Source organism: Paracoccus bogoriensis, from assembly GCF_019431455.1.
In the GTDB taxonomy this organism is placed as follows: domain Bacteria; phylum Pseudomonadota; class Alphaproteobacteria; order Rhodobacterales; family Rhodobacteraceae; genus Paracoccus; species Paracoccus bogoriensis.
Window position 1 is genome coordinate 12,503 of the sequence record NZ_JAHYSR010000017.1, and the last position, 25,991, is coordinate 38,493.

Here is a 25,991-nt window from a genome sequence, read left to right on the forward strand (position 1 = left end):
CCAATTCCTTCCATAGCTCGGGCGGCAGGAAAAGAGCCTTTTTGCGCAGCCTCATCGCCACCAGCGTCCCGTCAGCGCCAGACGGGCCAGCGAGGCCCGGCGCTGAAAGGCCGAAATGGCGGGAACTTCGGCGAAGGCGTCGATACGCCCTGCCGCGATCTCGGACAGAAGGCGCGGCACGCGGGGGCCGGGATAAAGCGCCGCTGCCGCGCGTTTGGGCAGCTTGCGATGCATCCGGGCAGCCATGCGCAGCCCGTCACGGGCGGCCTCGGCCAGCAGGACCAGATCCTTCGGGTCCGGATCGGCCAGGCCCAGGCCCATCGGCTGAAGCTGCGGCAGCGCGCGCAGCCAGGCGGCAAGCCCCGCACCCCGTGCCTGCGCCGCCACGATCTCGCGCGTGCTTTCGGGCGCGCCAAGCCGTGAGGCTGCCGCCCAGACCAGCCCGCCCGCCGTGGCGTCGGCATAGGCGATCACTTCGTCGGGGCTGCCAAAGGGCTCGCGCGCACAATCGCGTCTGCGCGCCTCGGCCAGGGGCACCAGCGCGCCCGCGTCGGTGCCCCAGACCTCCCACAGGGGGGTCAGCACGTCATGCGGCGGCGGCGCGGTCCCGCGCCCCATCTCGGCCAGCCTATCAACCCACCATTGCAGCCGCATCTCGGCCAGTATCGGCTCGGCCGATTGAAAGGGCGCCCGCGCGATCTCCAGGTTCAGCGCATAAAGCGTGACCAGGGCGGGCCGGTCCTGCGCATCGGCCACCAGAACCGCACCGAAGCGCGATGGGTCACGACTGCGCAGCGTCTCGGTGCAGGTGTCAAGGCTCATGTCAGCCCCAGCTCGCGGGCCAGAGCGTCCAGCGCCTTGGCGTCGAACCCGGCCGCCAATGCCCATTCGGAACCGGTGGCTGTATCCTTGACCTCGACCCCGGCGGCGGCAATGCCGTCACGGATCGCATCGGCGCGGGCGAAATCGCGGGCCTTGCGCGCCGCGGCGCGCGCCTCCAGCAGCGCCTCGATCCGCGCCGCCACCGCATTGTCGGCCTCGGCCCAACGGCCCATTTCGGGCAGAAGCAGCCCCAGCATCCGCGCCGAAACCAGCAGCCGTGCCGCATCGCCACGCGCCGCCAGTTCGTGCAACACCGCAAAGGCGCCCGCCGTGTTCAGGTCGTCGGCAAGCGCCTCGACCAGCGCGGGCGCCGGGCTTGTTGCGGGCTCGATGCCCGCAACAAGCCCTCGCCACCGCCGAAGCACGGCTTCGGCCTCGGCGGCCTTGGCTTCGGTCCAGTCCATCGGCTTGCGGTAATGGGTGGACAGCATCACGAAGCGGATCACCTCGCCCGGCACGCCGCGATCCAGCAGGTCGCGGACGGTGAAGAAGTTGCCAAGCGACTTGGACATCTTCTTGCCCTCGACCTGCAACATCTCGTTATGCAGCCAGTAGCGGGCGAAGTCCTCGGTGGGATGGGCACAGCAGCTTTGCGCGATCTCGTTCTCGTGATGGGGGAATTGCAGGTCGATGCCCCCGCCATGGATGTCGAAGGACGGCCCCAGCAGCGCCGCCGACATGGCCGAGCATTCGATATGCCAGCCTGGGCGCCCCCGCCCCCAAGGCGAATCCCAACCCGGCAATTCGTCGTCCGAGGGCTTCCACAGGACGAAATCCATCGGGTCGCGCTTGAAGGGCGCGACCTCGACCCGCGCGCCCGCCATCATGTCATCGACCGACCGGCCCGACAGCTTGCCGTAATCGGGAAAGGATCGCACGTCGAACAGCACATGCCCCTCGGCCTCGTAGGCATGGCCGCGCGCGATCAGGTCCAGGTTCATCTGGATCATCTGCGCGATATAGGCCGTGGCACGAGGCTCGGCCAAGGGCGTCACCTTGCCCCGGATATGGGGGCGCATGGCGCCAAGCGCGTCCATGTCGGCGTGATACCAGGCGATGGTCTCTTCCGAACGCTCGGCCACCAGCGCCTCCAGCGACAGGGGCGAGCCCGCAGCCTTGCGGCGCTGCGCCTCGGCATTGATCTTGTCGTCCACGTCGGTGAAGTTGCGCACATAGGTCACGGCCTCGCGGCCATAGACGTGATGCAAGAGCCGCACCAGCACATCGAAGACCAGGACCGGACGGGCATTGCCCAGATGCGCGCGGTCATAGACGGTCGGCCCGCAGAGATAAAGCCGCAGATTGGTCGGGTCGATCGGCTGGAAATCCTCTTTCCGGCGCGTGCGGGTATTCGTCAGGCGGATCTGCACCATCTGGAGCCTCTTGCGTCAGGTCGGGCAGGCTTAGCGCATCGTCCCGCCGCTTTCCACCCAGGCAATCAGGCGCGGCAGGCAATGGGCGCGCAGGTCATAGCCATCAAGGATCGTTCGCCGCGCGGCCTCGCGCAGGCTTTCGGCCCAAGGGTCGCCCGCAAGGCCCCGGGCCAGCGCTGCCGCCAGCCCTTCGCGGTCGAAGAACCCGACCAGATGCCCGTTCGCGCCGTCGCGGATCAGTTCGCGGACGGGTTCCGTATCCGAAGCCACGACATAGGCGCCCGCCGCCATCGCCTCGGTCAATGACCAGGACAGCACGAAAGGATAGGTCAGGTAACAATGCACCCGCGCCACCTGCAACAGAGACAGGTAATCGGCGTATGGCACACGACCGAGAAAATGCAGGCGCGACAGGTCCAGACGCCCCTCAAGTTCAGCCAGCATCCTGGCTTTCCAGCTTGGCGCATCGGCTGGCGGCGCACCATAGCTGACCCCTTCCCCGCCCACGATCACGACCTGCGCGCCGGGCCGGGCGGCCATCACTTCGGGCAAGACCCGCATGAAGGCATGAAAGCCGCGATAAGGTTCAAGCGACCGCGAGACATAGGACAGCACCTCATCGCCCGCCGCCAATACCTGCCCCGAGGGCAGAGTCAGGCGGGCCTGCGGGTCTGGCCGCACGCGGTCGGTGTCGATCCCGTCATGGATCACGGTGATCTTGCCGCGCAATTCGGGCGGAAAGCTGTCGGCCTGATAGCGGGTCGGCGCAAGGGCGGCATCGGCCTGCACCATCGCCTGCACCAGATGGGCCGAACGCGCGACCGTCAGAAACCGCGTCTCATCGCGGTCGGGGCTGATCTCGGGGTCGAAACCCACGTCATGGCCGCGGGTGCGATACATCAGCTCGGCATAGAGCAACAGGCGCGCCTCGGGCCAGATCTCGCGCAAAAACAGCGTCTCGCCCCATCCGGGATGGCCGATGATGATATCGGGCGAGAAACCGTGCCGGTCGCGCAGCGCCCGCGCCCCGCGCGCCGCCATCAGCCCGCGTTCGGCATAGTCCGAATAGGTCCGGCCAAGCGCGCTGGCCCCGGCCACGGGCTCGGGCGCCTTGTAGCGCAGGGTCGTGACGGGGCTGGGGCGCCGGTTCTTTTCGTCGGTCAGCGCCAGAACTTCGTGGCCGCGCGCGGCCAGGGCCGGTGCCAGATGCGGGAACTGGCCGGGAAAGTTCTGGTGAACGAACAGGATCCTCATTCCGCCGCGACGGGGAAGGCGGCCGCCAGAAGCGCGCGAGTGTAATCCTCGCGCGGGGAATCGTAGATCTGCGCGGTGTCGCCCTGCTCGACCACATCGCCGGCGCGCATGACCATGATCCTGTGCGACATGGCGCGCACCACGCGAAGATCGTGGCTGATGAACAGGAAGGCTAGCCCGTATTTGCGCTGAAGCCCGCGCAGAAGCTGCACGATCTGGACCTGCACCGTCATGTCCAGCGCGCTGGTCGGCTCGTCCAGCACCACGACCTTGGGGCGCAGGATCATCGCGCGGGCAATCGCGATGCGCTGGCGCTGGCCGCCGCTGAATTCATGCGGATAGCGGTGCATCAGATCGGGGTTCAACCCGACCTCGGCCATGATCTCGGCCACCATCTGGCGGCGGTCGCGGCCTGGTTCGACCCCATGCACGCCCAGGCCCTCGGCGATGATCTGTTCGACCGTCATGCGGGGCGACAGGCTGCCATAGGGATCCTGAAAGACGATCTGCATGTCGCGGCGCAGGCGGCGCAACCGCTTTCCGCCCCATCGCGAAATGTCCTGTCCCATGTAGAGGATCGGCCCTTGGCTTTCGATCAGCCGCATCACCGCCAGTGCCAGGGTGGTCTTGCCGCTGCCCGATTCGCCCACGATGCCAAGCGTCTCGCCCGCGCGCAGGGTCAGGCTGGCGGCATTCACGGCCTTGACGTGGCCCACAGTCCGACGCAGAAGCCCGCGCTGGATCGGAAACCAGACGCGCAGATCGCGCGTCTCGACGAGCACCGGCGCGTCAGCGGGGATCGGTTCGGCCAGGCCCTGCGGCGCGGCGGCCAGCAGCTTTTGCGTATAGGGGTGCTGGGGGTCGGCAAAGATCGACTTGACCGGGCCCTGTTCGACGATCTCGCCATCCTTCATCACGCAGACCCGGTCTGCGATGCGGCGCACGATGCCCAGATCATGGCTGATGAACAGCATCGACAGGCCCTCGGCCGCCTTGAGTTCCGCCAGAAGGTCCAGGATCTGCGCCTGGATGGTCACGTCCAGCGCGGTGGTCGGCTCGTCCGCGATCAGCAGTTGCGGGCCGTTCGCCAAGGCCATGGCGATCATCACGCGCTGGCGCTGCCCGCCCGACAACTGGTGCGGATAATCGGCCAGCCGCGTTTCCGGGTCGCGGATGCCCACGCGGGTCAGAAGCTGGACGATCCGCGCCCGCGCCGCGGCGCCGGTCAGGCCCTGATGCAGGGCCAGGCTTTCGGCCAGCTGCTTTTCCAGCGTGTGCAGCGGATTGAGCGAGGTCATCGGCTCTTGAAAGATGAAGCTGATGTCATTGCCCCGGATCTGGCGCAGCAGTTTTTCGGGCGCGCCCACCAATTCGCGGCCCGCATGTTTTACCGATCCCTCGACCAGGGCCGAAGAGCCCAGAAGCTGCACCGTGGACAATGCCGTCACCGACTTGCCCGAGCCGGATTCGCCCACGATGGCGACCGTCTCGCCCCGCGCAATCTGGAAACTGACGCCGCGCACGACCCGATGAATACGCCCCTCGGAGCGAAAGCCGACGCGGAGATCGCGGACCGACAGAACCGCATCCGAGGCGGGCGCGGGCGTCGCTTGGGTCCGGGGCGCGCCGGGCATCGTGCCGCCATGGCGTTCCTCCAGCGGCAGAGGGGCGCCCTGGGGCGCGCCCGGAACCGGATGCGGGCCAAGGGGGGGCTGGGTCATCGGAAGGTCTTTCGCGGATCGAAGGCGTCGCGGATGCCCTCGAAGATGAAGACCAGAAGCGACAGCATGATGGCAAAGGTGAAGAAGGCCGTGAAGGCAAGCCAGGGCGCTTGCAGATTCTGCTTGGCCTGCAAAGCCAGTTCGCCAAGCGAGGCCGAGCCCGCGGGCAGCCCGTAGCCCAGGTAGTCCAGCGCTGCCAGGCCGCTGATCGTGCCGGTCACGACAAAGGGCAACATGGTCAGCGTGGCGACCATCGCATTGGGCAGGATATGGCGGAACATGATCTTGCGGTCGCTGACCCCAAGCGCGCGGGCGGCGCGGACATATTCAAAGTTCCGCGCGCGCAGGAACTCGGCCCGGACCACGCCCACCAGGGCGGGCCAACCGAACAGGATCGTCACGAAGACCAGCAGCCAGAAACTGCGGCCGAGGATCGCAAACAGGATGATGATGACGTAAAGCCCCGGAGTCGAGGCCCAGATTTCCAGGATGCGCTGAAAGATCAGATCGGTCCGCCCGCCGAAATAGCCCTGGATCGCGCCCGCCGCGATGCCGATGGCTGATGCAATGACCGTCACGATCAACGTGAACAGGATCGAGGTGCGGAAGCCATAGATCACCCGCGCGGCCACGTCGCGCGCGGTATCGTCGGTGCCCAGCCAGTGGTTCGCATCCGGCGCGCTTGGTGCGGTGCCCACATTGTTGATCGTGCGGTAGTGATAGGGGATCGGCGGCCAGATCATCCAGCCCTGTTCAGCCTTTGGCACGTCGGTCAGGCCCGCGCGGACATCAGCCATGAAGCCTTCGGGGTCATCCCAGCATTCCTCGCGCCCGCCCGACACGATCAGACATTGCACCTCGGCCTCGCGGTAAACCGCCTCGGTGCCGAAATCGCCGCCAAAGGCCGTTTCAGGATAGAACCTGTAAGCGGGCCAGTAGAGTTCCCCCTGGAATCGCACCACGATGGGTTTGTCATTGGCCACGATCTCGGCCAGCATCGCGATCACGAACAGGACCGAGAAGATCACCAGCGACCAGAAGGCCCGCCCGTTGCTGCGGAAATTGCGCCAGCGGCGGCGGTTCAGTTCGGACATGGCCATCAGCCCGCCCTCTTTTCAAAGTCGATGCGCGGATCGACGAAGACATACATCAGGTCGGACAGGATGCCGACGACAAGGCTCATCAGGCCAAAGACATAGAGCGTGCCGAAGATCACCGGATAGTCGCGCTGCACCGCCGCCTCGAATCCGAGCCGCCCCAGACCGTCCAGCGAAAAGATCGTCTCGATCAGGATGGAGGCGCCGAAGAACACGCCGAGGAACATCGCCGGAAAGCCCGCGATCACGATCAGCATGGCGTTGCGAAAGACATGGCCATAAAGGACGCGGCCCTCGGTCAGGCCCTTGGCGCGGGCGGTCATCACGTATTGCTTGTTGATCTCGTCCAGAAAGCTGTTCTTGGTCAAGAGCGTCAGCGTGGCGAAGCTGCTGATCGTCATGGCCAGCACCGGCAGGGTGGCGTGCCAGGCATAATCCTTGACCTTGCCCCACAGCGAGAGGTCGGCAAAATTTTCGCTGGTCAGCCCGCGCAGGGGGAATATCTGCCAGTAGCTGCCGCCCGCGAACAGCACCATCAGCAGCACCGCGAACAGAAAGGCCGGGATCGCATAGGCCATGATGATGATGCCCGAGGTCCAGGTATCGAAGCGCGACCCGTCGCGCACCGCCTTGCGGATGCCCAGCGGGATCGAGATGATATAGGCGATCAGCGTGGACCAGAGGCCAAGCGTGATCGAGACGGGCATCTTCTCGATCACCAGATCGACGACGCTGATCGAGCGGAACCAGGACGTGCCGAAATCAAAGCGCAGGTAGTTCCACAACATCTGGAAGAAGCGTTCGACCGGCGGCTTGTCGAAACCGAATTCGCGCTCCAGCTGGGCGATGAATTCGGGCGGCAGGCCCCGTGCGCCCTCGTAGCCCGATGGCGCCTGCTGGCCCGCCTCGGCGCCGCCGCCAGAGATGTTGCGGAACACGTCGCCCTCGCCCTGGATCTGGGCGGCGATCTGTTCGATCGGGCCGCCCGGAACGAACTGGGTCAGCGTGAAGTTGACCAGCATGATCCCGAACAAGGTCGGGATGATCAGCAGCAAACGCCGCAGGATATAGGCGCCCATCTTTCCCTGGCCCTTTCACGCCGCGACCCCTTGCCGGGCCGTCTGATTGATCCGCCTTGTCGATCCTTGGTGCGCGGAAATCAAGCGCCTTGCCCTAGCGCCGGATCGCCCCTGCCGCACGCAATGCCTCGGCCCGGGACTCGTCGAACCACCAGAAATCCATTTCGCCCAGAGCATAGGGTGGCAGGTTTTCCGGCCGGCCATACAAATCGTAATAGGCCACCAGATGGTTCGGATTATACCATTGCGGCACCCAGAAATGCAGGCTGCGCAGCGCGCGGTCCAGCGCATGGACAGCCGGAACAAGCGCGTCACGGGTCGAGGCGGCCTCGACATGGGCGATCAGGCGGTCGATGGCGGGATTGGCCACGCCCGCCACGTTGAACACATCCCCCACCGCGGCCGAGCCGAAATATTGCTGCAACCCCGCGCCCGGGATTTCCGACTGACCCAGATGAGCGCCGATCATGTCGAAATCAAAGCTGCGCCTGCGATTCTCGTATTCGGCATTGTCCACACGGCTGTTGCGGGCGTCGATCCCCAAGGCACGCAGGTTCTCGACAAAGGGGTTGATCACGCGGTCGAAGGTCTGACTGTCGTTCAGGATTTCGAGCCGCAGCACCTGACCGGCCTCGTTGCGGCGCATCCCGTCGGAGCCGGTCCGCCAGCCCGCCTCGTCGAGCAAGGCTGCCGCACGGCGCAGGTTGCCGCGATCCAGCTTCCGATCGCCGCTGACCGAAGGCGTTATGGCATCCTCGGTCAGAATCCCCTCGGGCAGGTCGGCAGCCAGCGGCTCCAGCAGCGTCAATTCCGCGTCCGAGGGCGCGCCCGTCGCCTTGAGATCGCTGTTTTCCCAGAAACTTTCGACCCGATTGTAAAGACCGAAGAACAGCACCCGGTTCGACCATTCGAAGTTGAACATCAAGCCGATCGCCTGCCGCACGCGCGCATCCTGCAGGATCGGGCGGCGCAGGTTCAGCACCCATGACTGCCCCGAAGCAACGGTGCCGTCGGGCAATGCCTCCTGGCGGACCCAGCCGTTGTTGACTGCGGGAAAATCATAGCCCGTCGCCCAACTGCGGCTGCTGACCTCGCGGCGGAAATGATAGACGCCTGCCTTGAAGGCCTCGAAAGCGGCATCGTAATCCGAGAAATATTCATAGCGGATCAGGTCGAAATTGTGCCGCCCTCGATTGATCGGCAGATCGGCGCCCCAGTAATCGGGATTGCGGCGATAGACGACAAAGCGGTTCATGTCGGCGCGATCGAACATGTAAGGCCCCGAGCCGACGAACGGCACCTGCGATGTCTCTTCCAGATTGCGGCCATTGGCCTCGAAATCGGCGCGGCTGAAGACCGGCAGGCCACCGACCGACTGGATCAGGTCGCGGCGGGGATAATCGGGCGTGAAGTCGAAGCGGATTCGGTGATCGTCCAGCACCTCGGCGCCCGCGACCTGCTGGGCCAGCACCATGCGAAAACTGGACAGGCCCTGGTCGCGCAGGGTCTCGTAGCTGAACAGCACGTCATGCGCGGTCAGCGGCGTGCCGTCGCTGAAGCGCGCCTCGGGGCGCAGGTTGAAGATGACCCAGTCGCGGCTTTCGGGATATTCGAGGCTCTCGCACAACAGGCAATAAGCTGCGCCGATCTCGTCGGCTGTGCCCGTCAGGATGGATTCCAGCATGATCGAGGACAAGGCCGCCGCCCGCCCGCGAAAGGTGAAGGGGTTGTAGTTGTCGAAGCCTGTCGCGTTCGGGATCGCTTGCGACATCTCGCCGCCCTTGGGCGCGTCGGGATTCACATAGGGCAGATGGCTGAAGTCGGGTGGCAGGCGCAATTCGTCGAAGATGGCGATGCCATGCGCGCGCGTCACGACCTCATCCTGCTGGGCAAGGCCGACACCCGGAGCACTCAGCCCAAGCAGCGCGGACAGGACGGTAGCAGTCAGGGTGTTCTGGCGCATGAAACTCTCCTTGAGGCCTGGAAAGGCTAGGGCAGCAGACCCCCGCCGATCAAGCCGCGTTTTCGTGAACGCGCGCACCCTTCCAGCCGGCAAGCCATTGCATCAAATGCAAAAACGCGCGTTCCGGGGAACGCGCGTCGCAAGATCCGAAGGGATTGGCGATGTCACGGATTGCTTGCCAGGAAGGCGATCAGGCTGGCGCGGGCCTGGTCGTCGCGGATGCCGGCGAAGCTCATCGTGGTGCCCGGCATGTAGCCGCGCGGGTTGGCGATGAATTCGAACAGGTTCTCGGGCTCCCAGACACCGGGCATGGCCTGGGCGGCCGCAGAATAGTTGAAGCCCGGGACCGAGGCCTTGTCGCGGCCCACGACGCCGTTCAGATGCGGGCCGACCCCATCGGTGCCGTTCAGCTGGTGGCAGGACCGGCACTTGGCCCATTCACGCTCGCCCTGGGCCAGATCGGCCGAGGCCATCAACGCCTCGAAATCGACCTCGACGACTTCGGCCTCGGCGGCGCCATCGCTTTCCGGCACGGGGATCGTATAGGCTTGCGCGATTTCCTCGTCGCCATGATGGTCGTGACCCACGCGATACAGCTCGCTGGCACCCCAATTGGCCAGCATCAGGAAAAGCAGGGCGCCGATGAAGCCGCCGGCTGCCTTCGTCAGGGTCATGGTGTCAAACATCGCGTGCGGTCCCCGCCTTGGTAAGCTCGTCAAGTCGTGGCGTATCTATCCGCTTTCGCTTTCGGGGATCAAGGTATAGTTACCGCCGGACAGTCAAAATTCGACCATTCGGGGCCGCGTCATGTTGACCAATCGCATTGCCTTTCAGGGGGAACCGGGCGCCTACAGCCACCAGGCCTGCAAGGCCGCGCGACCCGGAATGGAGGCTCTGCCTTGCCGCACCTTCGAGGATGTGATCGAGGCCGTGCGCTGCGGCGAGGCCGATCTGGCGATGCTGCCGGTCGAGAACTCGACCTATGGCCGGGTGGCCGATATTCACCATCTGCTGCCCGAATCCGGGCTGCATATCATCGACGAGGCCTTCCTTCGTGTCCATATCAGCCTGCTCGCCCTGCCCGGCACGGCGCTGGACCAGGTGCGCCAGGCGATGAGCCATCCGGTTCTGCTGGGGCAGTGCCGGGGCTTCCTGCGCCAGCACGGGATTCGCACGATCACCGGCGCCGATACGGCCGGATCGGCCGCCGAGGTCGCGCGGCGCGGCGATCCCTCGCTGGCCGCCCTGGCCGCTCCGCTGGCGGCCGAGATCTACGGGCTTGACCGGCTGGCCGACCAGATCGAGGACCGCCAGAACAACACCACGCGCTTTCTGATCATGGCGCCCATCCCCGATCACAGCCGCCGCGCCGAGCAGATGCTGACCAGTTTCGTCTTTCGCGTCAGGAACATTCCCGCCGCGCTTTACAAGGCGATGGGCGGCTTTGCCACGAACGGCGTGAACATGACCAAGCTGGAAAGCTACATGGTGGATGGCGTCTTTACCGCGACGCAGTTCTATGCCGATATCGAGGGCCATCCCGACGACGCCAATGTCCGTCGCGCCCTGGAGGAACTGGGCTATTTCAGCTCGATGCTGAAGGTTCTGGGCACCTATCCGGCCGATCCGCTGCGCGAAAGTCAGCGGATGCCGGCGGAATAGACCGCCCGCGCCAGGCGGCGTCAGGCGGCCTCGCCGGTCACGCTGCGGACGTATTCCTCGATCCGTCGGGCATAGCGGCGGTCAAGTTGCGCCTTGCCCAGCTTGGCTGTCTGTATCATCAGCCGCGCCCGCATGTTGCGCGGCTTCAGCTCGGTTTCAAAGATCAGGCGCGACCTGGAGCGGCTGAGTGCCACGAAGGTCAGTTTGAGCCAGATGTCCAGCGCCTCGGAACTGCCCGCCATGACGATCTGCTCGGGTCGGTCGAAGCGGCTGACCACCAGCAGCAGCCTGCGCGCCCTGCCGCGCCAGTCGAAACCGATCTTCCAGCCCATGGTAATGCCGGGATCCTGCGCAGGGTCGATCCGCTTGACGCTGGCGCCGCGTCCGATCAGCGTCCGCTCGAACGCCTCGAAATCACCGACCCTGTCGAACAAGCATTCAGCGGTCATATCGGTGTCGATTCGCGTCGAGAACTTCATGAACAACCTGCATATCGCAACAACAACGCCCGAGGCGTTCCGACCGCCGGTTCGCCTCTGATCGTGGATAGTCCATTTCGCGACACAGGTTCAACAAGTTCGGCAGACGTTGCAGCCTGTCGAATATGCCATGACAAAGTGATCGCGTTGCGCCGAAGCCACTCATGCGGCTTGGACAACCACAAGGCACAATCCAGGGTTGTTTTCCAACCGCCAAGTGCCTTAATGCGGGCATGACCGGACGCAGCGACACTGCCAGCCTCCCGCAAGCAGCCTTGATTTCCCAAGGTGGGAAAGGCCGTGGCAATGCGGGTAGTTTGCCCGAGGCTCCGCGCCTGTCGCTGCGTGTGCTTGCGACCTCGGACGTGCATATGCACCTGTTGCCCCATGATTACCTGACAGGCCTGCCCAGCCCACGCTTCGGGCTGACGCGGACCGCCAGCCTGATCGCCGCGCGCCGCGCCGAGGCCTCTGCCTGCCTGCTTCTGGACAATGGCGATTTCCTGCAAGGCTCGCCGATGGGCGATATCGCGGCGCGCCCCCAAAGCGGCAGACGTTCGGCGATCCATCCCGCCATTGCGGCCATGAATGCGCTTGGCTATGACGCTGCCGCGCTTGGCAATCACGACTTCAATTATGGGCTGAGGGCCCTGCGGCAGGCGCTGTCGCGGGCGCGCTTTCCGGTGCTGGCGGCCAATCTGCGGATGCATCAGGGCCCCGCACGCTGGACGCTGATCACCCGTCGGATCGCGGATCAGCACGGCGCGCGGCACATCGTCACGATCGGGGTGATCGGCTTCCTGCCGCCGCAGACGGTGGACTGGGACCAGGATCTGACCGGCGCCATCGCCTGCGACGACATCGTCGAGACCGCCCGCACCGCCCTGCCCGCCATGAGAGCGCAGGGCGCGCAGATCGTCATCGCGCTGGCCCATAGCGGGATCGGCGCGCTGGAGCCCTCGCCCAGGATGGAACATGCCGCGACGGCGCTGGCGGCCCTGCCCGGGATTGACGTGGTGATTGCCGGCCATACGCACGAGGTCTTTCCCGGACCGCATATCCGCGCCGGGCCGGGCATCGACCCGATCGCCGGCACGCTGGCCGGAAAGCCCGCCGTGATGCCGGGTTTCGGCGGCTCGCATCTGGGCGTCATCGACCTCGACCTGACTCTGGCGGCCGAAACCGGCGCGGCCCCGGCGCTGCGCATCGCTGGCTACAAGGTCCGGTGCGAGGCCGTGGACCCGGCCCTGCCTGGCTTGGCCGAAGTCACGCGCCCGCTGATGCGCGCCCATCGCGCCACGCGCCGCCAGTTGGGCAGCCGCATCGGGCGCTCGGCGGTGGCGCTGTCCAGCCATCTGACCCTGCTGGGTCAGGATGCGGGGCTGCGGCTGGTCTGCCAGGCGCAGCGCTGGCACATACGGCAGGTTCTGAAAGGGACGCGCTGGCAGGATGTTCCGATCCTGTCGGCCGCCGCCCCCTTTCGCGCCGGAGGCCGCGGGGGGCCGGATCACTTCACCCATATCCCGCCCGGCCCGCTGGATCTGCGCCATATCTCGGCGCTTTACGCCTTTCCGAATCGGATCGCGGCGATCCTGTTGACCGGGAGCGATGTCGCGGAATGGCTTGAACGGTCGGCAAGTCTGTTCGCCCGCGTGCCTGCGGGGGCAAGGGACATCGCCCTTCTGGACCCGGATTTTCCGGCATATCAGTTCGATGTGATCGACGGGCTGCGCTGGCAGATCGACCTGTCGCGCCCGGCCCGCTACCGTGTTGATGGCAGCCTGGCCGACGCTCGATCGCGGCGGATCACCGGCCTGACCTTTCGGGGCCGTCCGCTCGCGCCCGATGCCTCTTTCGTGCTGGCCACGAACACCTATCGGCTGGCCAGTTGCGGCCTTTTCTCTCCGTTGGTGCGCGACCGACCGGTTCTGGTGAAAAGCGATCTGCTGTGCCGCGACGTTCTGCGCGCCTATATTCACAGGCGCCGGCAGGTCGCCCCGTCCGACCTGCCCGCCTGGCGCTTCGTGGCGCAGCCGGGCAGCAGTGCGTTGCTGCCCACCTCGCCAATGGCGCAGCCCCAGGACGTGCTGGCTCATGCCGCCGAATGCGCGGGCGAGACGGCGGACGGTTTCCGCCTGATCCGGATCCTGCTGTGACAGGCCGCAAGGACGCTGCCGCCAAAGTCCTCTACGGGTTGCAACCCGCGCGGTTTCGTCCTATCTGATCGGTCGAGAGGCTGGCGCGGGCAGGCGCCTCGCCAACCCGGTCAGGTCCGGAAGGAAGCAGCCGTAACGAGTCCCGCCTGGGTCGCAGTCCAGCCTCTCACCCCCACTTCAAGCGCATATTGTTGCATGGAAATCGGGCGTTTCCCGGGACGCAGCCCGAACGCGCCGCCGCACCCCGGCTCGCCATCCCATGCCGGCCACGATCTTGTCCGATGGCTGGCCCATCACAGAAGCTCTGGATGACCGCAAGCCGTTTACCTGCTGCAATTTGCGGTGCCGGATTTCCGATTGCTCACGATGGATCTGCTGCATCCTCAGAGCCACATCGGCGCGCGCGATCTGACGTGAACCGGGCCAGGACAGCCAATGGCTGCCACCCTGAGCCACGATCCCGTCCGCCAGCCTCGCAAGGCGTTGCATGGAATGACTCGCATCGAAAGATCGGGCACAAAAGAGATCGGCAAGCGCGTTTGTGCGATCCATCGCCGAAATCGGGAGAGGATGCACGAAATCTCATCCTGAAGCCTGTCGCAGCTTACGGGTTCTTTACCTCTGTTCGCTAGGGTCGTCCGGAAAGAGAGGTGCAGATGAAAAGGCTGGTTGACCGCACGATCGAGGAATTCCTGCGCATGACCTATGGCGACGACCTCGTGCAGGTTCTTGCCGACGAACTGGCCTTGCAGGAGGGGGGGCTACCTCGCGACGACCTGCAGGGCTGCGGAAAGCAGGCGCTGATCCTGGTCGCCGCGCAGATGGCGAAATCGCGTGCCGAGATGTTCGAGGATATCGGCGCATGGCTTGCGCGGCTTGAACCGATCCGCAGGCTCTTGCGCTTTTCGGGGAACGATTTCCGCGACTTTCTGCTGGGGCTCGAGGAACTGCCGGGCCGTGCGCATCTGGTCCTGCCCCAACTGGCGGTGCCGGACCTGACCATCACGCGGCTGTCGGGCGCCATCCAGATCACCGTTCGGGCCGAGGATCCAGACTGGCAGCCGGTGCTGATCGGTCTGGTGCGCGGGATGGCCGACGATTACGGTGCGCTGTGCCTGATCGACGCCGACGGCCCCGACATCCGTGTCGAAATCTGGGACGACCGCTTTGCCGAAGGACGCAATTTTCGCCTCAGTTCCGAAATTGCGGCCCAGGGGGGGCGCGCATGATGACCGCCCATTCCCGAAAGGACGCGGCGCCCGCAGCCGCGCTGCCCTTGTCGCCAGATGCATTGTCGCGCATCCTGCCCATGCATCTGCGCCTGGACGCCGTGGGGCGCGTGCTTTCGGCGGGACAAACCCTGCTGAAGATCGTGCCCGGCCTTTCGGATGGCGTTCAGGGCCGGCTGATCCCCTTGCGCGCGCATGAGGGGCGCGACGTGATCGAGACCGTCCGCCAGGCCTCATCCGAAGGACGGCGCCTGTTCCTCGGCTTGAGCCACCGCCCCGATATCGTGCTGCGCGGCCATGCGGTCAAGGCAGAGGATGGCACGATTCTGCTCAATCTGGGCTTCGGCCCATCCTTGCGCCGCGCGATCGCCGCGTGCGACCTGACCGATGCCGATTTCCCGCCGACCGATCTGGTAATGGAGTTCCTGTTCCTGCACGAGGCCAATCGGGGCGTCCTGTCGGAATTGTCGCGGTTCAGCGCCCATCTGGAAACCGCCCGCCGCATGGCGCTGTCCCAGGCGCATAGCGATGCGCTGACCGGCCTTCTGAATCGCCGGGGTCTGACGCTTGCGCTGGCCGCTCTCTTGCGTCCGGGTCAGGCCGAGGGGCCGCGCCCCTTTGCGCTGGTGCAGCTGGATCTGGACCATTTCAAGCCGGTGAACGACCGGCTAGGCCATCAGGCGGGCGACGCGCTGCTGATCGAGATCGCGACCGCTTTGCGCCAGACGATCCGGCAGGCCGATATGGCGGCGCGGCTTGGGGGGGACGAATTCGTGGTAATCCTGCGCGACATGACCTGCCGCGAGCAGCTTGCGCGCATGGCCTCGCGCATCATGGAGGCGGTCGAGGCGCGCAGCCCCGAAGGAATCGCACCGCTCAAACTCGGCGCAAGCCTCGGCATCGTGACCTGTCAGGGGGCGTGCCGGCTGGGGGCCGAGGCGATCCTGGCAGCCGCCGATCGCGCCCTCTATCGGTCGAAGAATGCCGGTCGCGGCTGCGCGACGATCGAGGATCTGGACGCCGGCGTCGGCAGTAACCCTTGGCAAGGGCCGCCCTGACGCGCCCTGTCTCGCCATCCGGACAAGATTGCGCGCCGCTGTCAGATCGCGCCATGAACATCCTGCTGGTCAAGGACGATCCGGATCCGGGCGAGGCGACCACACCCCGGCTGCGCGCGCTCGGCCATCAGGTGATCTGGAACACGACCCGGGAGGGAATGCCCGACAATGTCGCGACGGGCCAGATCGACGCGGAGGCTCTGGCTCTGACCCCGCCTTCGGGCGACGGAAACACAATCCTGCGCGGGCTGCGCCGGACTCGGCTCAATCTGCCTGTGCTCGTCATTACCGCCCGGACCGAGATCGCCGACAAGGTCGGTCTGCTGGAGCTGGGCCGCGACGATTACCTGGTCACGCCTTCGATCTGCGCGAGTCCGAGACACGCCTGCGGGCGGTCGTGCGCCGCCCTTCGGGTCAGGGCTCTTCGGTGGTGGATCTGGCGCGGTTTCGCCTCAATGAGGCGGGGCATCGCTTGTGACGGGACGGCAGCCTTGTCGAGCTGGGCCCGCGCGAGTTCCGGCTGCTGGAAATCCTGATCTCGGCGCCGGGCCGCGTCATCACCCGCGACCGTCTGATGGCGCGCCTGGAGAATCCCGAGGATGGCGGATCAGAGAACGCCCTGGAACAGATCGTCTCGCGCATGCGTCGCAAGATCGCCGGATCGGGCGTGCAGATCGTGACCATGCGCGGCGTGGGCTACATGGCCAGGATCAGAGGGCGCACGGATAACCGTAGCGCGCGCCTTGTCGATGCGCCAGCGCTTTCTGGCACCGGTGATGCCCGTCAGGGCAGCGATGCCGCTGGCAATCTTCATCGACGATTACGCGCAGCGCGCCTCGGACCGGGCATTCGACCGACCGCTTTGGGCCTCAGCCCCATCGCTTGGGGCTTTTTGTCTGACGAGTCGCATAAACCGAGCCGGTTTGATGTCCCGCTCGACTGCTCCGGTTGACAGGGAGAGGTCAGAGCCAGGGCCCGTCTTTCACTTGAAAGATGAATTGGCTGGGGCGGTAGGACAGTAATCCAACTTTTTCTAAGGCTATATTTTCCAATAAGTATCTGACATTCATTGCACATTCTGGCTGAGACTGCTACACATGACTGTAACATACGACCCTTCCACATGGTGCAGTCATGGCCCGGATCAGCCACCTTGTCAGACGCGGTTCCGCCTATTCGGCACGAATCCGGGTGCCCCTTGATCTGGTCGAGATCGTGGGCAAGCGGGAACTTGTGAAGGCCCTCGGAACCACCGAGGAAGCCGAGGCGAAGCGCCGCCTGTATCCGGTCATCGCCAACTGGCAGCGCGAGTTCGACGACCTGCGCGCCCGCCGGGCGCTGGTGCCTGCCGACCGTGATCATGCCGTCTGGGATCACTACACCGCTACGCTGGACCGTGACGACGAAGCACGGGCGAAGCTGCCGGGGGATGCCGAGATCGAAGCCGAGCGGGCCGCCGTCATCGCGAAGGCCGAGCGGGGCGAGATCGCCAGCACCGACCCGCTGGTGATCTTCGACGCCACGCTTGATCTGAAGGTCAAACAGTCGGCGGGCGAACTTGCCGCCGAGGCACGGAAGGTCAAGCTGGCGGAACTGCGCAAGCATCTGTCCAAGGGCGAAACCGCGCTGATCGCCCATGAGGTTGACGACTACCTGCACCGCAACCGCCTGCTGGTGGATCGGGGAACGCCCGACTGGATCAGCTTGGCCCGGCACATGATGCGCGCCGAGATCGAAGCCTTGGAGCGCACCCTTGAGCGCGACCGGGGCGACTACTCCGGCCAGCCCGCCGACCCGCTGGTGAAGCCCGCCATCGGCCAGCGCCGCGAAGCTGCCCGGCCCGGCGAAACGATCATGGAGATATTCGAGGTCTTCGCACGCGAGAACAAGCGCGGGGTGGCGAAGGATCGGATCGACCAGTGCCGCCGCGACATTGGCACCTTCGTTGAAATCGTTGGGGCCAGCTTCCCCCTTGCGAAGATCACCAAGGCCGAAGTGCGCGAATGGAAACAGCTTCTGATGCAATACCCGGTCAAGGCCACCGAGACGAAGGCTTTCGAGGGCATGACGATTCGGCAGATCGTCAAGGCCAATGCCCAGATCGGCAAACCGGTAATCGCGGATCGGACGGTGAACCGCTATCTGTCCAGCCTGAGCGCCTTTCTGTCCTGGGCGGTAGACAACGGGTATCTGGACCGGAACCCCGTTGAAAAGCTGATGCTCAAGAAAGAGTCGAAAACTCCGACCTTCCCCTTCAACACCGAACAGCTTGTCACCCTGTTCAATTCACCCTGGTTCACCGGCTGCAAATGCGCCGACGAATGGCGCAACGTCGCCAAGCCCGGCCCCGTCCTGATCCGTGATCACCGCTACTGGGTGCCCTTGATCATGCTGTTTTCCGGCGCGAGGCCGGGCGAGATCGGCCAGCTTGCCGTTTCCGATGTTCGACAGCAACACGGGCACTAGATCATACACATCACGACCGAAGGTGACGACTCTGGCGAAGGCAAGTCGGTGAAGACCGCCGGTTCCATGCGGGTGGTGCCGGTTCATCCCGAACTGATCCGGCTTGGCTTCATCCGATACCATGAACAGCGGGTGAGGGACGGCGGGGCTGCATTGTTCCCCGGCGCCAAGCGCAATGCGCGTGGGCAGATGATGGCCGATGTGTCGCGCGAGTTCGGGCGGTATCTGACCCGTATCGGCATCAAGAACGGGCGCGGCCTGTCCCTCTATTCATTCCGCCACGGGGCGACGGATGCCCTTCGCCGGGCTGGGCATCTGGACCAGCAATTCGGTTTCATCCTTGGCCATGCCGAACCGAGCATGACCGGCAAGTATGGGATCATGCCGCAAGGGATGCTGGAACAGCGTGTGGAACTGGTGAACGCCATTGCCTATCCGGGCCTGAGCCTGGATCATCTGGTGGTGTGATAAGATAACATTCTTCTTGCAGCACGATTCCGCAATGTGGTATCATGATACCGTTGTGAATGTGCGAGTGCTGCATGGGTATCATGTCCCGCCTTGGCCGAGTTTTCGGCCAAGGCGCCCCCGATCAGAAGTCCATCCGCCTGACCGACCCCGAGGCGTTCCCGCTGTTCGGGGTGATCGCATCGGCGGCAGGCCAGTCCGTGACCGCCGCCAGCGCCATGCGGGTGCCCGCTGTGCGGCGGGCCGTGTCGTTGATTGCCGAGTCCGTCGCCACCCTGCCGTTCAAGGTCTATGACCGCGACACGCGCGAGGCCGTCAGGGACCACCCCGCCTATCCGCTGGCGCATGACTGGGCGAACGACTGGACCAGCGCCGAGGCCCTGCGCGAAGCCCTGACCGCCGATGCGCTGCTGACCGGCAACGGCTATGCGCAGGTGGTGCGCAATGCCGAAGGCAAGCCGCTGGAACTGCACCGGATGGACCCCGGCGCGGTCTGTATCGACCATGACGACTATGGCGAACCCAGCTACCGCATCCGGCTGAAGGACGGCAGCGAAGCCTTCCTGGCCCATGGGGACGTGCTGCACATTCAGGCCATCGGGGGCGTGTCCCCGATAACCCTGGCGCGCGAGGCCATCGGGCTGGCGCTGGCCGCCGAACACCACCTGGCCGGGTTCTTCAAGAACGGCGCGCGCCCCTCGGGCGTGATCCTGCACCCGAACAAGCTGGAAGCCGAGACGATGAAGAAACTGGCGGCAAGCTGGTTCCAGTCGCACGGCGGGGAACAGGCCGGGTCCACGGCCATCCTGGATGAAGGGATGACCTTCAAGGAAATAGCGGTGAAGCTGGCCGATGCCGAGTTCTCGGAAGTGCGCCGGGAACAGGTGCGCGAGATCGCCCGCGCCTTCAACGTGCCGCCCGCGCTGCTTTACGAATTGTCGCGCGGCACCTGGTCGAACTTCGAACAGTCGCACAGCGACTTCCTGACCGGCACCCTGCGCCCCTGGGTGGCCCGCTGGCAGGCCGCCTATGCGCGGGTGCTGCTGACGCCCGAGGAACGCGCCCGGCTCTATGTCGAGGCCACGCCGGATGACATGCTGTCGGTGGAGTTCGCCGCCCGCGCCACCGCCTTCAGCCAATATGTCGCCATGCGCGCCCTGACCCCGAACGAGGTCCGGGCCGCGCTGAACCGCCCGCCGCTGCCCGGTGGCGACGTGCTTCAGAACCCCTTCACCACCAGCGCCACCGCGCCCGCCACCGAGGATGCCCCGAATGTCTGACCTTATCACCCACCGCGCGTTTTTCGGTGACAGTGAACGCGCCTTCTGCCTGACCGATGCCATGCTGGCCGAACTGGAACGGATCACCGGGCTGGGCGTGGGGGCCATGTATTTCCAGCTTGTGAACATGGCCTATCCCGCCGAAACCCTGCGCGAGATCATCCGGCTGGGCCTGATCGGCGCAGGCACCGCGCCCGAGACCGCCAAGCGCCTGTGCGACACCTACGCCGCGAACCGCCCGCTGGCCGAGACCTTCCCGCTGGCCTTCGAGATCATGGAAGCCCGCTGGACCGGCACCGGCACCGATCAGACCCCCGAGGATGTGGACCGCGCTGCAAGCGCCGACTTTGAAGCCCTGTCGGTGGCCGCATGACCGACCGGCTGGAAATCAAGGCCGCGCTGGCCGTCACAGATCAGGGCGAGATCACCGGCACCGCCTGGCCCTTCGGTTCGCCCGACCGCGTGGGCGATGTGATCGAGAAAGGCGCCTTCACCGGCCCGGCCACGCTGCCGATGCTGTTCAGCCATGACCCCGCGCAGGTGATCGGGGTGTGGGATGAGATCAGCGAAACCGATACCGGCCTGACCGTGAAGGGCCGCCTGCTGGTGGAGGATGTGGAGCGCGCCCGCGAAGTGCGCGCCATGGTCCGGGCGGGCGCCGTCTCGGGCCTGTCCATCGGCTTCGTCACGAAACAGGCCAGGCGCCATGCCAAGGGCCGCACGATCAGCGCCCTTGATCTGCATGAAATCAGCCTTGTTGCGGTCCCGGCGCATCCGGGGGCGCGGATTACCTCTGTCAAGTCCGTCACGAGTAATGGAGTTCCCGACATGGACAATGAAGACCACCAGACCCCGGCCAGTGCGCCGGATATCGACACCAAGGCGTTCAACGCGGTCCTGGCCCGCCTGGACAAGCTGGAAGCCCGGACGGGCCGCCCCGCCGCGCCCGCTGTCGCGCAGGACACTGACCAGCCCGAGCGCAAGGCGTTCATCACCTTCCTGCAATCGGGCCAGATCGACCAGAAGGCCCTGACCGTTGCCAATGACGCCCCGGCCTATGTGCTGGCGCCCGAGGAAACGGCGGGCGAGTTCATCCGCAACCTGGTGGAGTTCAGCCCGATCCGGTCCATCGCGGATGTGCGCACCACCGGCAGCCATACCATCCTGCTGCCCAAGCGAACCGGCATCACGAATGCGCTGTGGGTGGGCGAGACCGCGCCCCGCACCGCCTCGGAACCGACGTTCGACCAGATGGAAATCGCGGTGAAGGAACTGGCCACGCATGTGGATATCTCGCTGCGGATGCTGGAAGATTCGGCCAATGTCGAAGCCGAAGTCCGCCTGGCCCTTGCCGAAGACTTCGGCCAGAAGGAGGCGCTGGCCTTCGTCAACGGCAGCACGGCGCTGGAACCGACCGGCTTCATGACCGCCCCCGGCATTGCCGAGACGAACAACGGCCACGCCGCGAACCTGTCGGCGGATGCGCTGATCGCCCTGCTTTACCAGATGCCCGCGACCTATCGGAACCGGGGAACCTGGGTGATGAACGGCACCACCCTGGCTGCCGTGCGCAGGCTGAAGGACGGCCACGGCAACTATCTGTGGCAGCCCAGCTATCAGGCGGGCCAGCCCGAGACGATCCTGGGCCGCCCCGTGGTCGAGGCGCTGGACATGCCGAACATTGCCAGCGGTGCCACGCCGATCATCTTCGGTGACTTCCGCGCGGGCTACCGCATCTATGACCGCGTGGCGCTGGACGTGCTGCCCGATCTGCTGACCCAGCGCACCAGCGGCCTGGCCCGCTTCCACGCCCGCCGCCGTGTCGGTGCCGGTGTGGTGCGCCCGGACGTGTTCCGCAAGCTGAAGATGGCCGCCTGATCCGTCATGCCCGGCATCGCCCCCGCGCCGGAAGTCCCGCTGCACCATGGCCCCCATGCCGTGACGCTGCGGGCGTCCCTGCGGGCGGCGGTGGCGCTGGACGCCATGCCGGGCGGCTTCGCCGCCGTCTGGGATGGCCTGGCCGGGCAGAAGCTGACCACCCTTCACGCGGTGATCCGGGCCGCCGCCACGGATCGGGCCGAGGCCGAACGGCTGATCGCCCATACCGCCACCCATCCGCTTGCGCAGTTTGCCCTATGCGCGCAAGCGGCCTGCCTCGCCCTGATCGCGGCCTATCTCCCCGTTGATCAGGGCAAGGCACCCCTTTCAAGCGCCCCAGCCCGGCCCATCCGCGACCACCTGGCCGACCTTTACCGCTTCGGCACCGGCTGGCTGGGCTGGCCGCCGTCCGAAGTCTGGAACGCCAGCCCGGCGGAACTGGAAGCGGCCGTCCTCGCCCATGTGGATCGGCTGGTGATGATGACGCCCGATGCCGAGGCGCCCGAGGATGCCGCCGCCAGGAACGCGCAGCGCCAGGCAAACATCGCCGTCGGTCTGGACCCCGAGTTCGAGCGCGACGCCCTGCGCGCCCTGAAGGCGAAGCACTGCGCATGAGCCGCCCGCCGCGCCTGTGTGCCTGTGGGGTGATCGTGGCCGCCGGGGCGATCTGCGCCTGCCAGCGCGACACCATCCGCGCCCGAGGGCGCCGCCACGACGCCCGCCGCCCGAACAGCCGCCAGCGCGGCTATACTCGCCAGTGGGAAGCCCTGCGGGCCGAGTTCCTACGCCTGCACCCGGCCTGTGTGATGTGCGGTGCGCCCGCTGAACACGTTGACCACATCACCCCGCACAAGGGGAACCCGGCGCTGTTCTGGAACTGGAACAACCTGCAAGCCCTCTGTGCGCACTGCCACAACAGCGTGAAGCAACGGCAGGAACGCGCCGATGAATGACCTGCCCGAACGCTGGAACCCCGAACGCAACCTGTGGCGCGAAGTCCTGTTCCTGGCCGTTGACGAAGCCCTGTTTGGCCCGAAGCACGTCAACGACCGCCAGCACTTCATCCGCATGTGCCAAGAAGCCCGCGACTACCTGACCAAGCCCAGCCGCGACCTGTCCATGGTCTGCAACCTGGCCGGGCTGGACATGCAGCCGGTCATGGAGCGGATGCGGGCAAAGATCGGCAAGGCGGCTGCGCCCGAGGTGCTGGCGGTGGGGCGGAGGAAATGCCAGACGGCATAGCTACTGGCGCATGTTCAATCGGATCATTACCGCGATAACGTGTTCAGTCACTAAGTCGGAAAAATATCTGATTTCCTCGATGCTAACTTCTTCGCGGTTCAGTTGGTCACTGGCAGTTAGCAGGGCGCTTGAATATAACTGCGACGGGCACAGCGCAACGAGCGCGAGGAAGTGTCTTCTATACTGAGCGTAAGTTTCCAAAGGCGGCGGTATTAAGTTAGATGATCCGTCTATTACTGCTCGATATTGCGCGTTACGTTCCCTTTGAGTTTGAAGGTGCCGTTCAGCTACGCATTCAGCAAGAAAAATTGAATTTGGCAAAAATAAGCTGCTTGCTTGCTCGCTAGCGACTGGAAGTGGAAATAAAGCAAGGAGTGAGACCAACAGCATTGCAATTGGATTCGCCGACGGCTTACGAGACATCGTTTCGATTATGCTCCATCAGCTTGAGGAGAGGAAGGACAAGCGAGCGGTTGCGGTGCGCTACTTTGAGCACCAGATAGTGTCGCGGTGCCCACGAGGTATTGGCCGTGGGGCGAAGGTCAAAATAGTCTACCTGATTTCCGCCATGTCAGCACATTGAAGAAGAAGGCGAACATGGCGCTGAAATACTTCGGTGTATTCGCGCGGGCCATATCGCGGCGCGGCGCGCAGGGCATCTTGTAATTCACGGAACAAGAGATTGTCCATTGGGCGCAATCGATTCCCAAGTTCTTGCCTAGTGATCCCGTTCTCTTCAGCAATCAAAGCAGGTAGCTCTTCAATGAAAAACGACGTAAGTCTCCGATAATGGCGAAACTCTGCCTCCGAAACATTCAGAAATATCCCGATTCTTTCAAGCTCAGAAGACTGCTGCAGTGACAACTCGACAGCTACTGCTCCGGGTCCACAGATTTCATATTGATCCAAGCGTATGATCGTTTGGCCGTTTGCCAACTCGCCATTCATTAGAAATAGTGCGATCATAGCTACTTTGGTTATGTGATTCATGTTTCCTCTACGTTGATCACGTTCGTGTCATGAGGCGTCGGAAACTGCAAGCATGTTTGTTTTTGACAGTTTAGCCCAAACAAAGGGGGGGGCAACTCATTCTTTTGACTCTTTCAGGGAACCGGCGCCGGGAGCCACGCGCAAGACTGTTACAATATAACTTTCCATGACTGTGGTATTATGTTACCGTTCAAGGGTGTTCTGACCTTGTGAGTAACGAGTATGCCCCCGCCGCTGCCCCTCGCCCTGATCCGGGCGCATCTGAACCTGGACGATGACCGCGATTCGGACCTGCTGACCCATTATGCCCATGTGGCCGCGCAGCGGGTGCAGGCTTACACCGGCCAGCCATTCGCCCCCGACAACCCGCTGATGGCACAGGCCGCCCTCTTGCTGGTCGCGCATCAGTATGAGGCGCGCAAGGCCGTCAGCTTCGCCAATGGCTACCGGCTGCCCTTCGGGGTGCATGACCTGCTGTCGCCCCTGAAGGACCGGATCACCGGCCACCAGCCCGAGGCCGCGTGATGGCCAAGCTGGTGACAGGTTCCGATGGGCTGGCCCGGCGGCTGGCCGCCATCCCCGATGATGTGCTGGACGCCCTGCGACCGGCGCTGACCAGATCGGTGGCCGAGATCGCCGCCGATGCCCGCACGCTGGCCGAAGCATCGCGCCGCACGGGCGCGCTTGTGGCGTCCATCGCAGAAACAGGGCCAGGCGAGACGACCCCGGCCTTCGCCTCGGATGGTGGCCAGCGCACCGCCGGGCCGAACGAAGCCTTCGTGACCGCTGGCAGTCCCGAGGCCCGGCATGGCCATCTGGTGGAGTTCGGCACCGGCGAACGCTTCCACAAGGACGGCCACCCCACCGGCATCATGCCCGCCGCGCCCTTCCTCTTGCCTGCCTGGCGGCTGAACCGGGCGCGGGTGGAACGGCGGATCAAGCGGGCGATCAGTCAGGGCGCGAAGAAGGCGGTGGCGGAATGATCGACCCGACCCTGGCGCTGCAAAGCCTGATCGGGGATCGGCTGGCCGCCGATCCGGCGATCACCGCCCATGTGAACCCGGTGAACATACGCGCCGGGTCGATCCGCCCCGACCACCTGCCTGCCATCGTGCTGGCACCGGCACGTGTCCGGCTGCTGGGCCGTGCCTCGGGCGGGCAGATCGTGGCCGAGGTGCGCGCCTTCCTGCACATCTGGGCGATTGAGGATGGTTCGACCGTGGCGCAGGCCATCGCCAGCGCCGTGCTGGCCGCGCTGATGGACCCGCCCGCCGCCACCGGCTTCAGCATTGACGACTGGGAACGCCCGGCCCTGGTCTGGGCGCGCGACCCCGACCCGGCGCGGGCCATGATGCAAGGCACCGTGGGCTTGCGCGCCGTGCTGCGGTGGAGGGTGGATTGATGCGGGCGGGAAAGCTGCAACATCCCATCGAACTGCAACGCATGACCGAAACCCTCGGGCCGGGGCGGGTGGCGGTGCAGACCTGGACCACCTACGCCAGCGGGCGCACGGAACTGCGCCAGGCGGGCGTATCCGAGTTCCTGACCAGCTATGGCGAGGGCACCAGCACCAACGCGGTCTTCGTCATCCGCTGGATTCCGGGCGTGGCGCTGTCCGACCGTATCCTTCACGGCGGCAAGGTCTGGAACATCGTGGCCCTGGCCGAGATCGGGCGCAGGCGCGGGCTGGAACTTCGGGCGGTGGCGGCATGAA

28 protein-coding genes and 1 other RNA gene are annotated in these 25,991 nt (G+C 65.3%); 19 read left to right on the forward strand and 10 right to left on the reverse strand.

Annotated elements, in window-relative coordinates:
- Positions 1-51: 51 nt before the first annotated feature.
- The 8 genes from KY389_RS09625 to KY389_RS09660 all read right to left on the reverse strand — a co-directional run bounded on the left by KY389_RS09625 (position 52) and on the right by KY389_RS09660 (position 10,043).
- Positions 52-822, reverse strand: a complete 771-nt coding sequence (locus KY389_RS09625; protein ID WP_219830712.1) for a squalene/phytoene synthase family protein — start codon at positions 820-822, stop codon at positions 52-54.
- The gene (gene cysS, locus KY389_RS09630; RefSeq protein ID WP_219830713.1) at positions 819-2,255 is read right to left on the reverse strand and encodes a cysteine--tRNA ligase; all 1,437 of its coding nucleotides are present in this window, start codon (positions 2,253-2,255) and stop codon (positions 819-821) included. The genes KY389_RS09625 and cysS overlap by 4 nt, the downstream gene beginning before the upstream one ends.
- A 30-nt stretch (positions 2,256-2,285) precedes the next feature.
- A complete protein-coding gene (locus tag KY389_RS09635) occupies positions 2,286-3,509 on the reverse strand; it encodes a glycosyltransferase (RefSeq protein ID WP_219830714.1) in 1,224 nt (407 codons plus the stop codon).
- Positions 3,506-5,143 (reverse strand): ABC transporter ATP-binding protein, encoded by a 1,638-nt coding sequence (locus KY389_RS09640; protein ID WP_219830777.1) that lies wholly within the window; start codon positions 5,141-5,143, stop codon positions 3,506-3,508. The genes KY389_RS09635 and KY389_RS09640 overlap by 4 nt, the downstream gene beginning before the upstream one ends.
- Positions 5,144-5,226: 83 nt before the next feature.
- The gene (locus KY389_RS09645; RefSeq protein WP_219830715.1) at positions 5,227-6,330 is read right to left on the reverse strand and encodes an ABC transporter permease; all 1,104 of its coding nucleotides are present in this window, start codon (positions 6,328-6,330) and stop codon (positions 5,227-5,229) included.
- Positions 6,330-7,406: a microcin C ABC transporter permease YejB gene (locus KY389_RS09650; protein ID WP_219830716.1), complete on the reverse strand. Its 1,077-nt coding sequence runs from the start codon at positions 7,404-7,406 to the stop codon at positions 6,330-6,332. The genes KY389_RS09645 and KY389_RS09650 overlap by 1 nt, the downstream gene beginning before the upstream one ends.
- A gap of 94 nt (positions 7,407-7,500) precedes the next feature.
- Positions 7,501-9,369, reverse strand: a complete 1,869-nt coding sequence (locus KY389_RS09655) for an extracellular solute-binding protein (protein ID WP_219830717.1) — start codon at positions 9,367-9,369, stop codon at positions 7,501-7,503.
- Between the two features lie 164 nt (positions 9,370-9,533).
- Positions 9,534-10,043, reverse strand: a complete 510-nt coding sequence (locus tag KY389_RS09660; RefSeq protein WP_343222937.1) for a c-type cytochrome — start codon at positions 10,041-10,043, stop codon at positions 9,534-9,536.
- A gap of 136 nt (positions 10,044-10,179) precedes the next feature.
- On the opposite strand from KY389_RS09660, the gene KY389_RS09665 reads away from it, so the two are divergent.
- Positions 10,180-11,031, forward strand: a complete 852-nt coding sequence (locus KY389_RS09665; protein ID WP_219830778.1) for a prephenate dehydratase — start codon at positions 10,180-10,182, stop codon at positions 11,029-11,031.
- 20 nt (positions 11,032-11,051) lie between these two features.
- Here KY389_RS09665 and KY389_RS09670 read toward each other — a convergent pair whose 3' ends face one another.
- Positions 11,052-11,480, reverse strand: a complete 429-nt coding sequence (locus KY389_RS09670) for a hypothetical protein (RefSeq protein ID WP_246588057.1) — start codon at positions 11,478-11,480, stop codon at positions 11,052-11,054.
- 347 nt (positions 11,481-11,827) lie between these two features.
- Between KY389_RS09670 and KY389_RS09675 the strand changes: the two genes are divergently transcribed.
- From KY389_RS09675 to KY389_RS09730, 14 genes are all read left to right on the forward strand, one after another.
- Positions 11,828-13,666: a bifunctional 2',3'-cyclic-nucleotide 2'-phosphodiesterase/3'-nucleotidase gene (locus tag KY389_RS09675; protein WP_219830720.1), complete on the forward strand. Its 1,839-nt coding sequence runs from the start codon at positions 11,828-11,830 to the stop codon at positions 13,664-13,666.
- Between the two features lie 74 nt (positions 13,667-13,740).
- Positions 13,741-13,837: signal recognition particle sRNA small type (ffs, locus tag KY389_RS09680), an RNA gene on the forward strand.
- 485 nt (positions 13,838-14,322) lie between these two features.
- Positions 14,323-14,895, forward strand: coding sequence for a heme NO-binding domain-containing protein (locus tag KY389_RS09685; RefSeq protein WP_219830721.1), 573 nt, complete (start codon positions 14,323-14,325; stop codon positions 14,893-14,895).
- The gene (locus tag KY389_RS09690) at positions 14,892-15,953 is read left to right on the forward strand and encodes a GGDEF domain-containing protein (RefSeq protein ID WP_219830722.1); all 1,062 of its coding nucleotides are present in this window, start codon (positions 14,892-14,894) and stop codon (positions 15,951-15,953) included. Before KY389_RS09685 ends, KY389_RS09690 begins: the two co-directional genes overlap by 4 nt.
- Before the next feature lie 53 nt (positions 15,954-16,006).
- Positions 16,007-16,489, forward strand: coding sequence for a response regulator (locus KY389_RS15375; protein WP_246588058.1), 483 nt, complete (start codon positions 16,007-16,009; stop codon positions 16,487-16,489).
- A complete protein-coding gene (locus tag KY389_RS15380) occupies positions 16,489-16,905 on the forward strand; it encodes a helix-turn-helix domain-containing protein (protein WP_343222938.1) in 417 nt (138 codons plus the stop codon). The genes KY389_RS15375 and KY389_RS15380 overlap by 1 nt, the downstream gene beginning before the upstream one ends.
- A gap of 182 nt (positions 16,906-17,087) precedes the next feature.
- Entirely contained in the window at positions 17,088-18,419 is a 1,332-nt protein-coding gene (locus tag KY389_RS09700) for a DUF6538 domain-containing protein (RefSeq protein ID WP_246588059.1), read from the forward strand.
- A gap of 48 nt (positions 18,420-18,467) precedes the next feature.
- Complete coding sequence (locus tag KY389_RS15385; protein ID WP_246588060.1) at positions 18,468-18,887, forward strand: site-specific integrase; 420 nt, start codon at positions 18,468-18,470, stop codon at positions 18,885-18,887.
- 74 nt (positions 18,888-18,961) lie between these two features.
- Positions 18,962-20,167, forward strand: coding sequence for a phage portal protein (locus KY389_RS09705; RefSeq protein ID WP_246588061.1), 1,206 nt, complete (start codon positions 18,962-18,964; stop codon positions 20,165-20,167).
- The gene (locus KY389_RS09710; RefSeq protein WP_219830723.1) at positions 20,160-20,540 is read left to right on the forward strand and encodes a gene transfer agent family protein; all 381 of its coding nucleotides are present in this window, start codon (positions 20,160-20,162) and stop codon (positions 20,538-20,540) included. The genes KY389_RS09705 and KY389_RS09710 overlap by 8 nt, the downstream gene beginning before the upstream one ends.
- A complete protein-coding gene (locus KY389_RS09715; protein WP_219830724.1) occupies positions 20,537-22,045 on the forward strand; it encodes a phage major capsid protein in 1,509 nt (502 codons plus the stop codon). The genes KY389_RS09710 and KY389_RS09715 overlap by 4 nt, the downstream gene beginning before the upstream one ends.
- A gap of 6 nt (positions 22,046-22,051) precedes the next feature.
- Positions 22,052-22,660, forward strand: a complete 609-nt coding sequence (locus tag KY389_RS09720; protein WP_219830725.1) for a phage tail assembly chaperone — start codon at positions 22,052-22,054, stop codon at positions 22,658-22,660.
- Positions 22,657-22,998 (forward strand): HNH endonuclease, encoded by a 342-nt coding sequence (locus tag KY389_RS09725; protein WP_219830726.1) that lies wholly within the window; start codon positions 22,657-22,659, stop codon positions 22,996-22,998. The genes KY389_RS09720 and KY389_RS09725 overlap by 4 nt, the downstream gene beginning before the upstream one ends.
- Positions 22,991-23,287, forward strand: coding sequence for a hypothetical protein (locus KY389_RS09730; protein WP_219830727.1), 297 nt, complete (start codon positions 22,991-22,993; stop codon positions 23,285-23,287). Before KY389_RS09725 ends, KY389_RS09730 begins: the two co-directional genes overlap by 8 nt.
- Positions 23,288-23,839: 552 nt before the next feature.
- Here the strand turns inward: KY389_RS09730 and KY389_RS09735 are convergent.
- Positions 23,840-24,277: a hypothetical protein gene (locus tag KY389_RS09735; protein ID WP_219830729.1), complete on the reverse strand. Its 438-nt coding sequence runs from the start codon at positions 24,275-24,277 to the stop codon at positions 23,840-23,842.
- A 222-nt stretch (positions 24,278-24,499) separates the two neighbouring features.
- Between KY389_RS09735 and KY389_RS09740 the strand changes: the two genes are divergently transcribed.
- From KY389_RS09740 to KY389_RS09755, 4 genes are read left to right on the forward strand one after another with little or no spacing between them, the layout of a single operon-like run.
- Entirely contained in the window at positions 24,500-24,802 is a 303-nt protein-coding gene (locus KY389_RS09740; protein ID WP_219830730.1) for a head-tail connector protein, read from the forward strand.
- Positions 24,802-25,260 (forward strand): HK97 gp10 family phage protein, encoded by a 459-nt coding sequence (locus KY389_RS09745; protein ID WP_219830732.1) that lies wholly within the window; start codon positions 24,802-24,804, stop codon positions 25,258-25,260. Before KY389_RS09740 ends, KY389_RS09745 begins: the two co-directional genes overlap by 1 nt.
- Positions 25,257-25,679, forward strand: a complete 423-nt coding sequence (locus KY389_RS09750) for a DUF3168 domain-containing protein (RefSeq protein WP_219830733.1) — start codon at positions 25,257-25,259, stop codon at positions 25,677-25,679. Before KY389_RS09745 ends, KY389_RS09750 begins: the two co-directional genes overlap by 4 nt.
- Complete coding sequence (locus KY389_RS09755) at positions 25,679-25,990, forward strand: head-tail adaptor protein (protein WP_219830734.1); 312 nt, start codon at positions 25,679-25,681, stop codon at positions 25,988-25,990. The genes KY389_RS09750 and KY389_RS09755 overlap by 1 nt, the downstream gene beginning before the upstream one ends.
- Position 25,991: the final 1 nt, after the last annotated feature.

What these genes read in the sequence shown, in the direction of transcription:
- KY389_RS09625 (WP_219830712.1), bottom strand. Translation starts at nt 822, where the DNA reads ATGAGCCTTGACACCTGCACCGAGACGCTGCGCAGTCGTGACCCATCG.
- cysS (WP_219830713.1), bottom strand. Translation starts at nt 2,255, where the DNA reads ATGGTGCAGATCCGCCTGACGAATACCCGCACGCGCCGGAAAGAGGAT.
- KY389_RS09635 (WP_219830714.1), bottom strand. Translation starts at nt 3,509, where the DNA reads ATGAGGATCCTGTTCGTTCACCAGAACTTTCCCGGCCAGTTCCCGCAT.
- KY389_RS09640 (WP_219830777.1), bottom strand. Translation starts at nt 5,143, where the DNA reads ATGCCCGGCGCGCCCCGGACCCAAGCGACGCCCGCGCCCGCCTCGGAT.
- KY389_RS09645 (WP_219830715.1), bottom strand. Translation starts at nt 6,330, where the DNA reads ATGGCCATGTCCGAACTGAACCGCCGCCGCTGGCGCAATTTCCGCAGC.
- KY389_RS09650 (WP_219830716.1), bottom strand. Translation starts at nt 7,406, where the DNA reads ATGGGCGCCTATATCCTGCGGCGTTTGCTGCTGATCATCCCGACCTTG.
- KY389_RS09655 (WP_219830717.1), bottom strand. Translation starts at nt 9,369, where the DNA reads ATGCGCCAGAACACCCTGACTGCTACCGTCCTGTCCGCGCTGCTTGGG.
- KY389_RS09660 (WP_343222937.1), bottom strand. Translation starts at nt 10,043, where the DNA reads ATGACCCTGACGAAGGCAGCCGGCGGCTTCATCGGCGCCCTGCTTTTC.
- KY389_RS09670 (WP_246588057.1), bottom strand. Translation starts at nt 11,480, where the DNA reads ATGACCGCTGAATGCTTGTTCGACAGGGTCGGTGATTTCGAGGCGTTC.
- KY389_RS09685 (WP_219830721.1), top strand. Translation starts at nt 14,323, where the DNA reads ATGAAAAGGCTGGTTGACCGCACGATCGAGGAATTCCTGCGCATGACC.
- KY389_RS09690 (WP_219830722.1), top strand. Translation starts at nt 14,892, where the DNA reads ATGATGACCGCCCATTCCCGAAAGGACGCGGCGCCCGCAGCCGCGCTG.
- KY389_RS15375 (WP_246588058.1), top strand. Translation starts at nt 16,007, where the DNA reads ATGAACATCCTGCTGGTCAAGGACGATCCGGATCCGGGCGAGGCGACC.
- KY389_RS09700 (WP_246588059.1), top strand. Translation starts at nt 17,088, where the DNA reads ATGGCCCGGATCAGCCACCTTGTCAGACGCGGTTCCGCCTATTCGGCA.
- KY389_RS09705 (WP_246588061.1), top strand. Translation starts at nt 18,962, where the DNA reads ATGGGTATCATGTCCCGCCTTGGCCGAGTTTTCGGCCAAGGCGCCCCC.
- KY389_RS09710 (WP_219830723.1), top strand. Translation starts at nt 20,160, where the DNA reads ATGTCTGACCTTATCACCCACCGCGCGTTTTTCGGTGACAGTGAACGC.
- KY389_RS09715 (WP_219830724.1), top strand. Translation starts at nt 20,537, where the DNA reads ATGACCGACCGGCTGGAAATCAAGGCCGCGCTGGCCGTCACAGATCAG.
- KY389_RS09720 (WP_219830725.1), top strand. Translation starts at nt 22,052, where the DNA reads ATGCCCGGCATCGCCCCCGCGCCGGAAGTCCCGCTGCACCATGGCCCC.
- KY389_RS09725 (WP_219830726.1), top strand. Translation starts at nt 22,657, where the DNA reads ATGAGCCGCCCGCCGCGCCTGTGTGCCTGTGGGGTGATCGTGGCCGCC.
- KY389_RS09730 (WP_219830727.1), top strand. Translation starts at nt 22,991, where the DNA reads ATGAATGACCTGCCCGAACGCTGGAACCCCGAACGCAACCTGTGGCGC.
- KY389_RS09735 (WP_219830729.1), bottom strand. Translation starts at nt 24,277, where the DNA reads ATGAATCACATAACCAAAGTAGCTATGATCGCACTATTTCTAATGAAT.
- KY389_RS09740 (WP_219830730.1), top strand. Translation starts at nt 24,500, where the DNA reads ATGCCCCCGCCGCTGCCCCTCGCCCTGATCCGGGCGCATCTGAACCTG.
- KY389_RS09745 (WP_219830732.1), top strand. Translation starts at nt 24,802, where the DNA reads ATGGCCAAGCTGGTGACAGGTTCCGATGGGCTGGCCCGGCGGCTGGCC.
- KY389_RS09750 (WP_219830733.1), top strand. Translation starts at nt 25,257, where the DNA reads ATGATCGACCCGACCCTGGCGCTGCAAAGCCTGATCGGGGATCGGCTG.
- KY389_RS09755 (WP_219830734.1), top strand. Translation starts at nt 25,679, where the DNA reads ATGCGGGCGGGAAAGCTGCAACATCCCATCGAACTGCAACGCATGACC.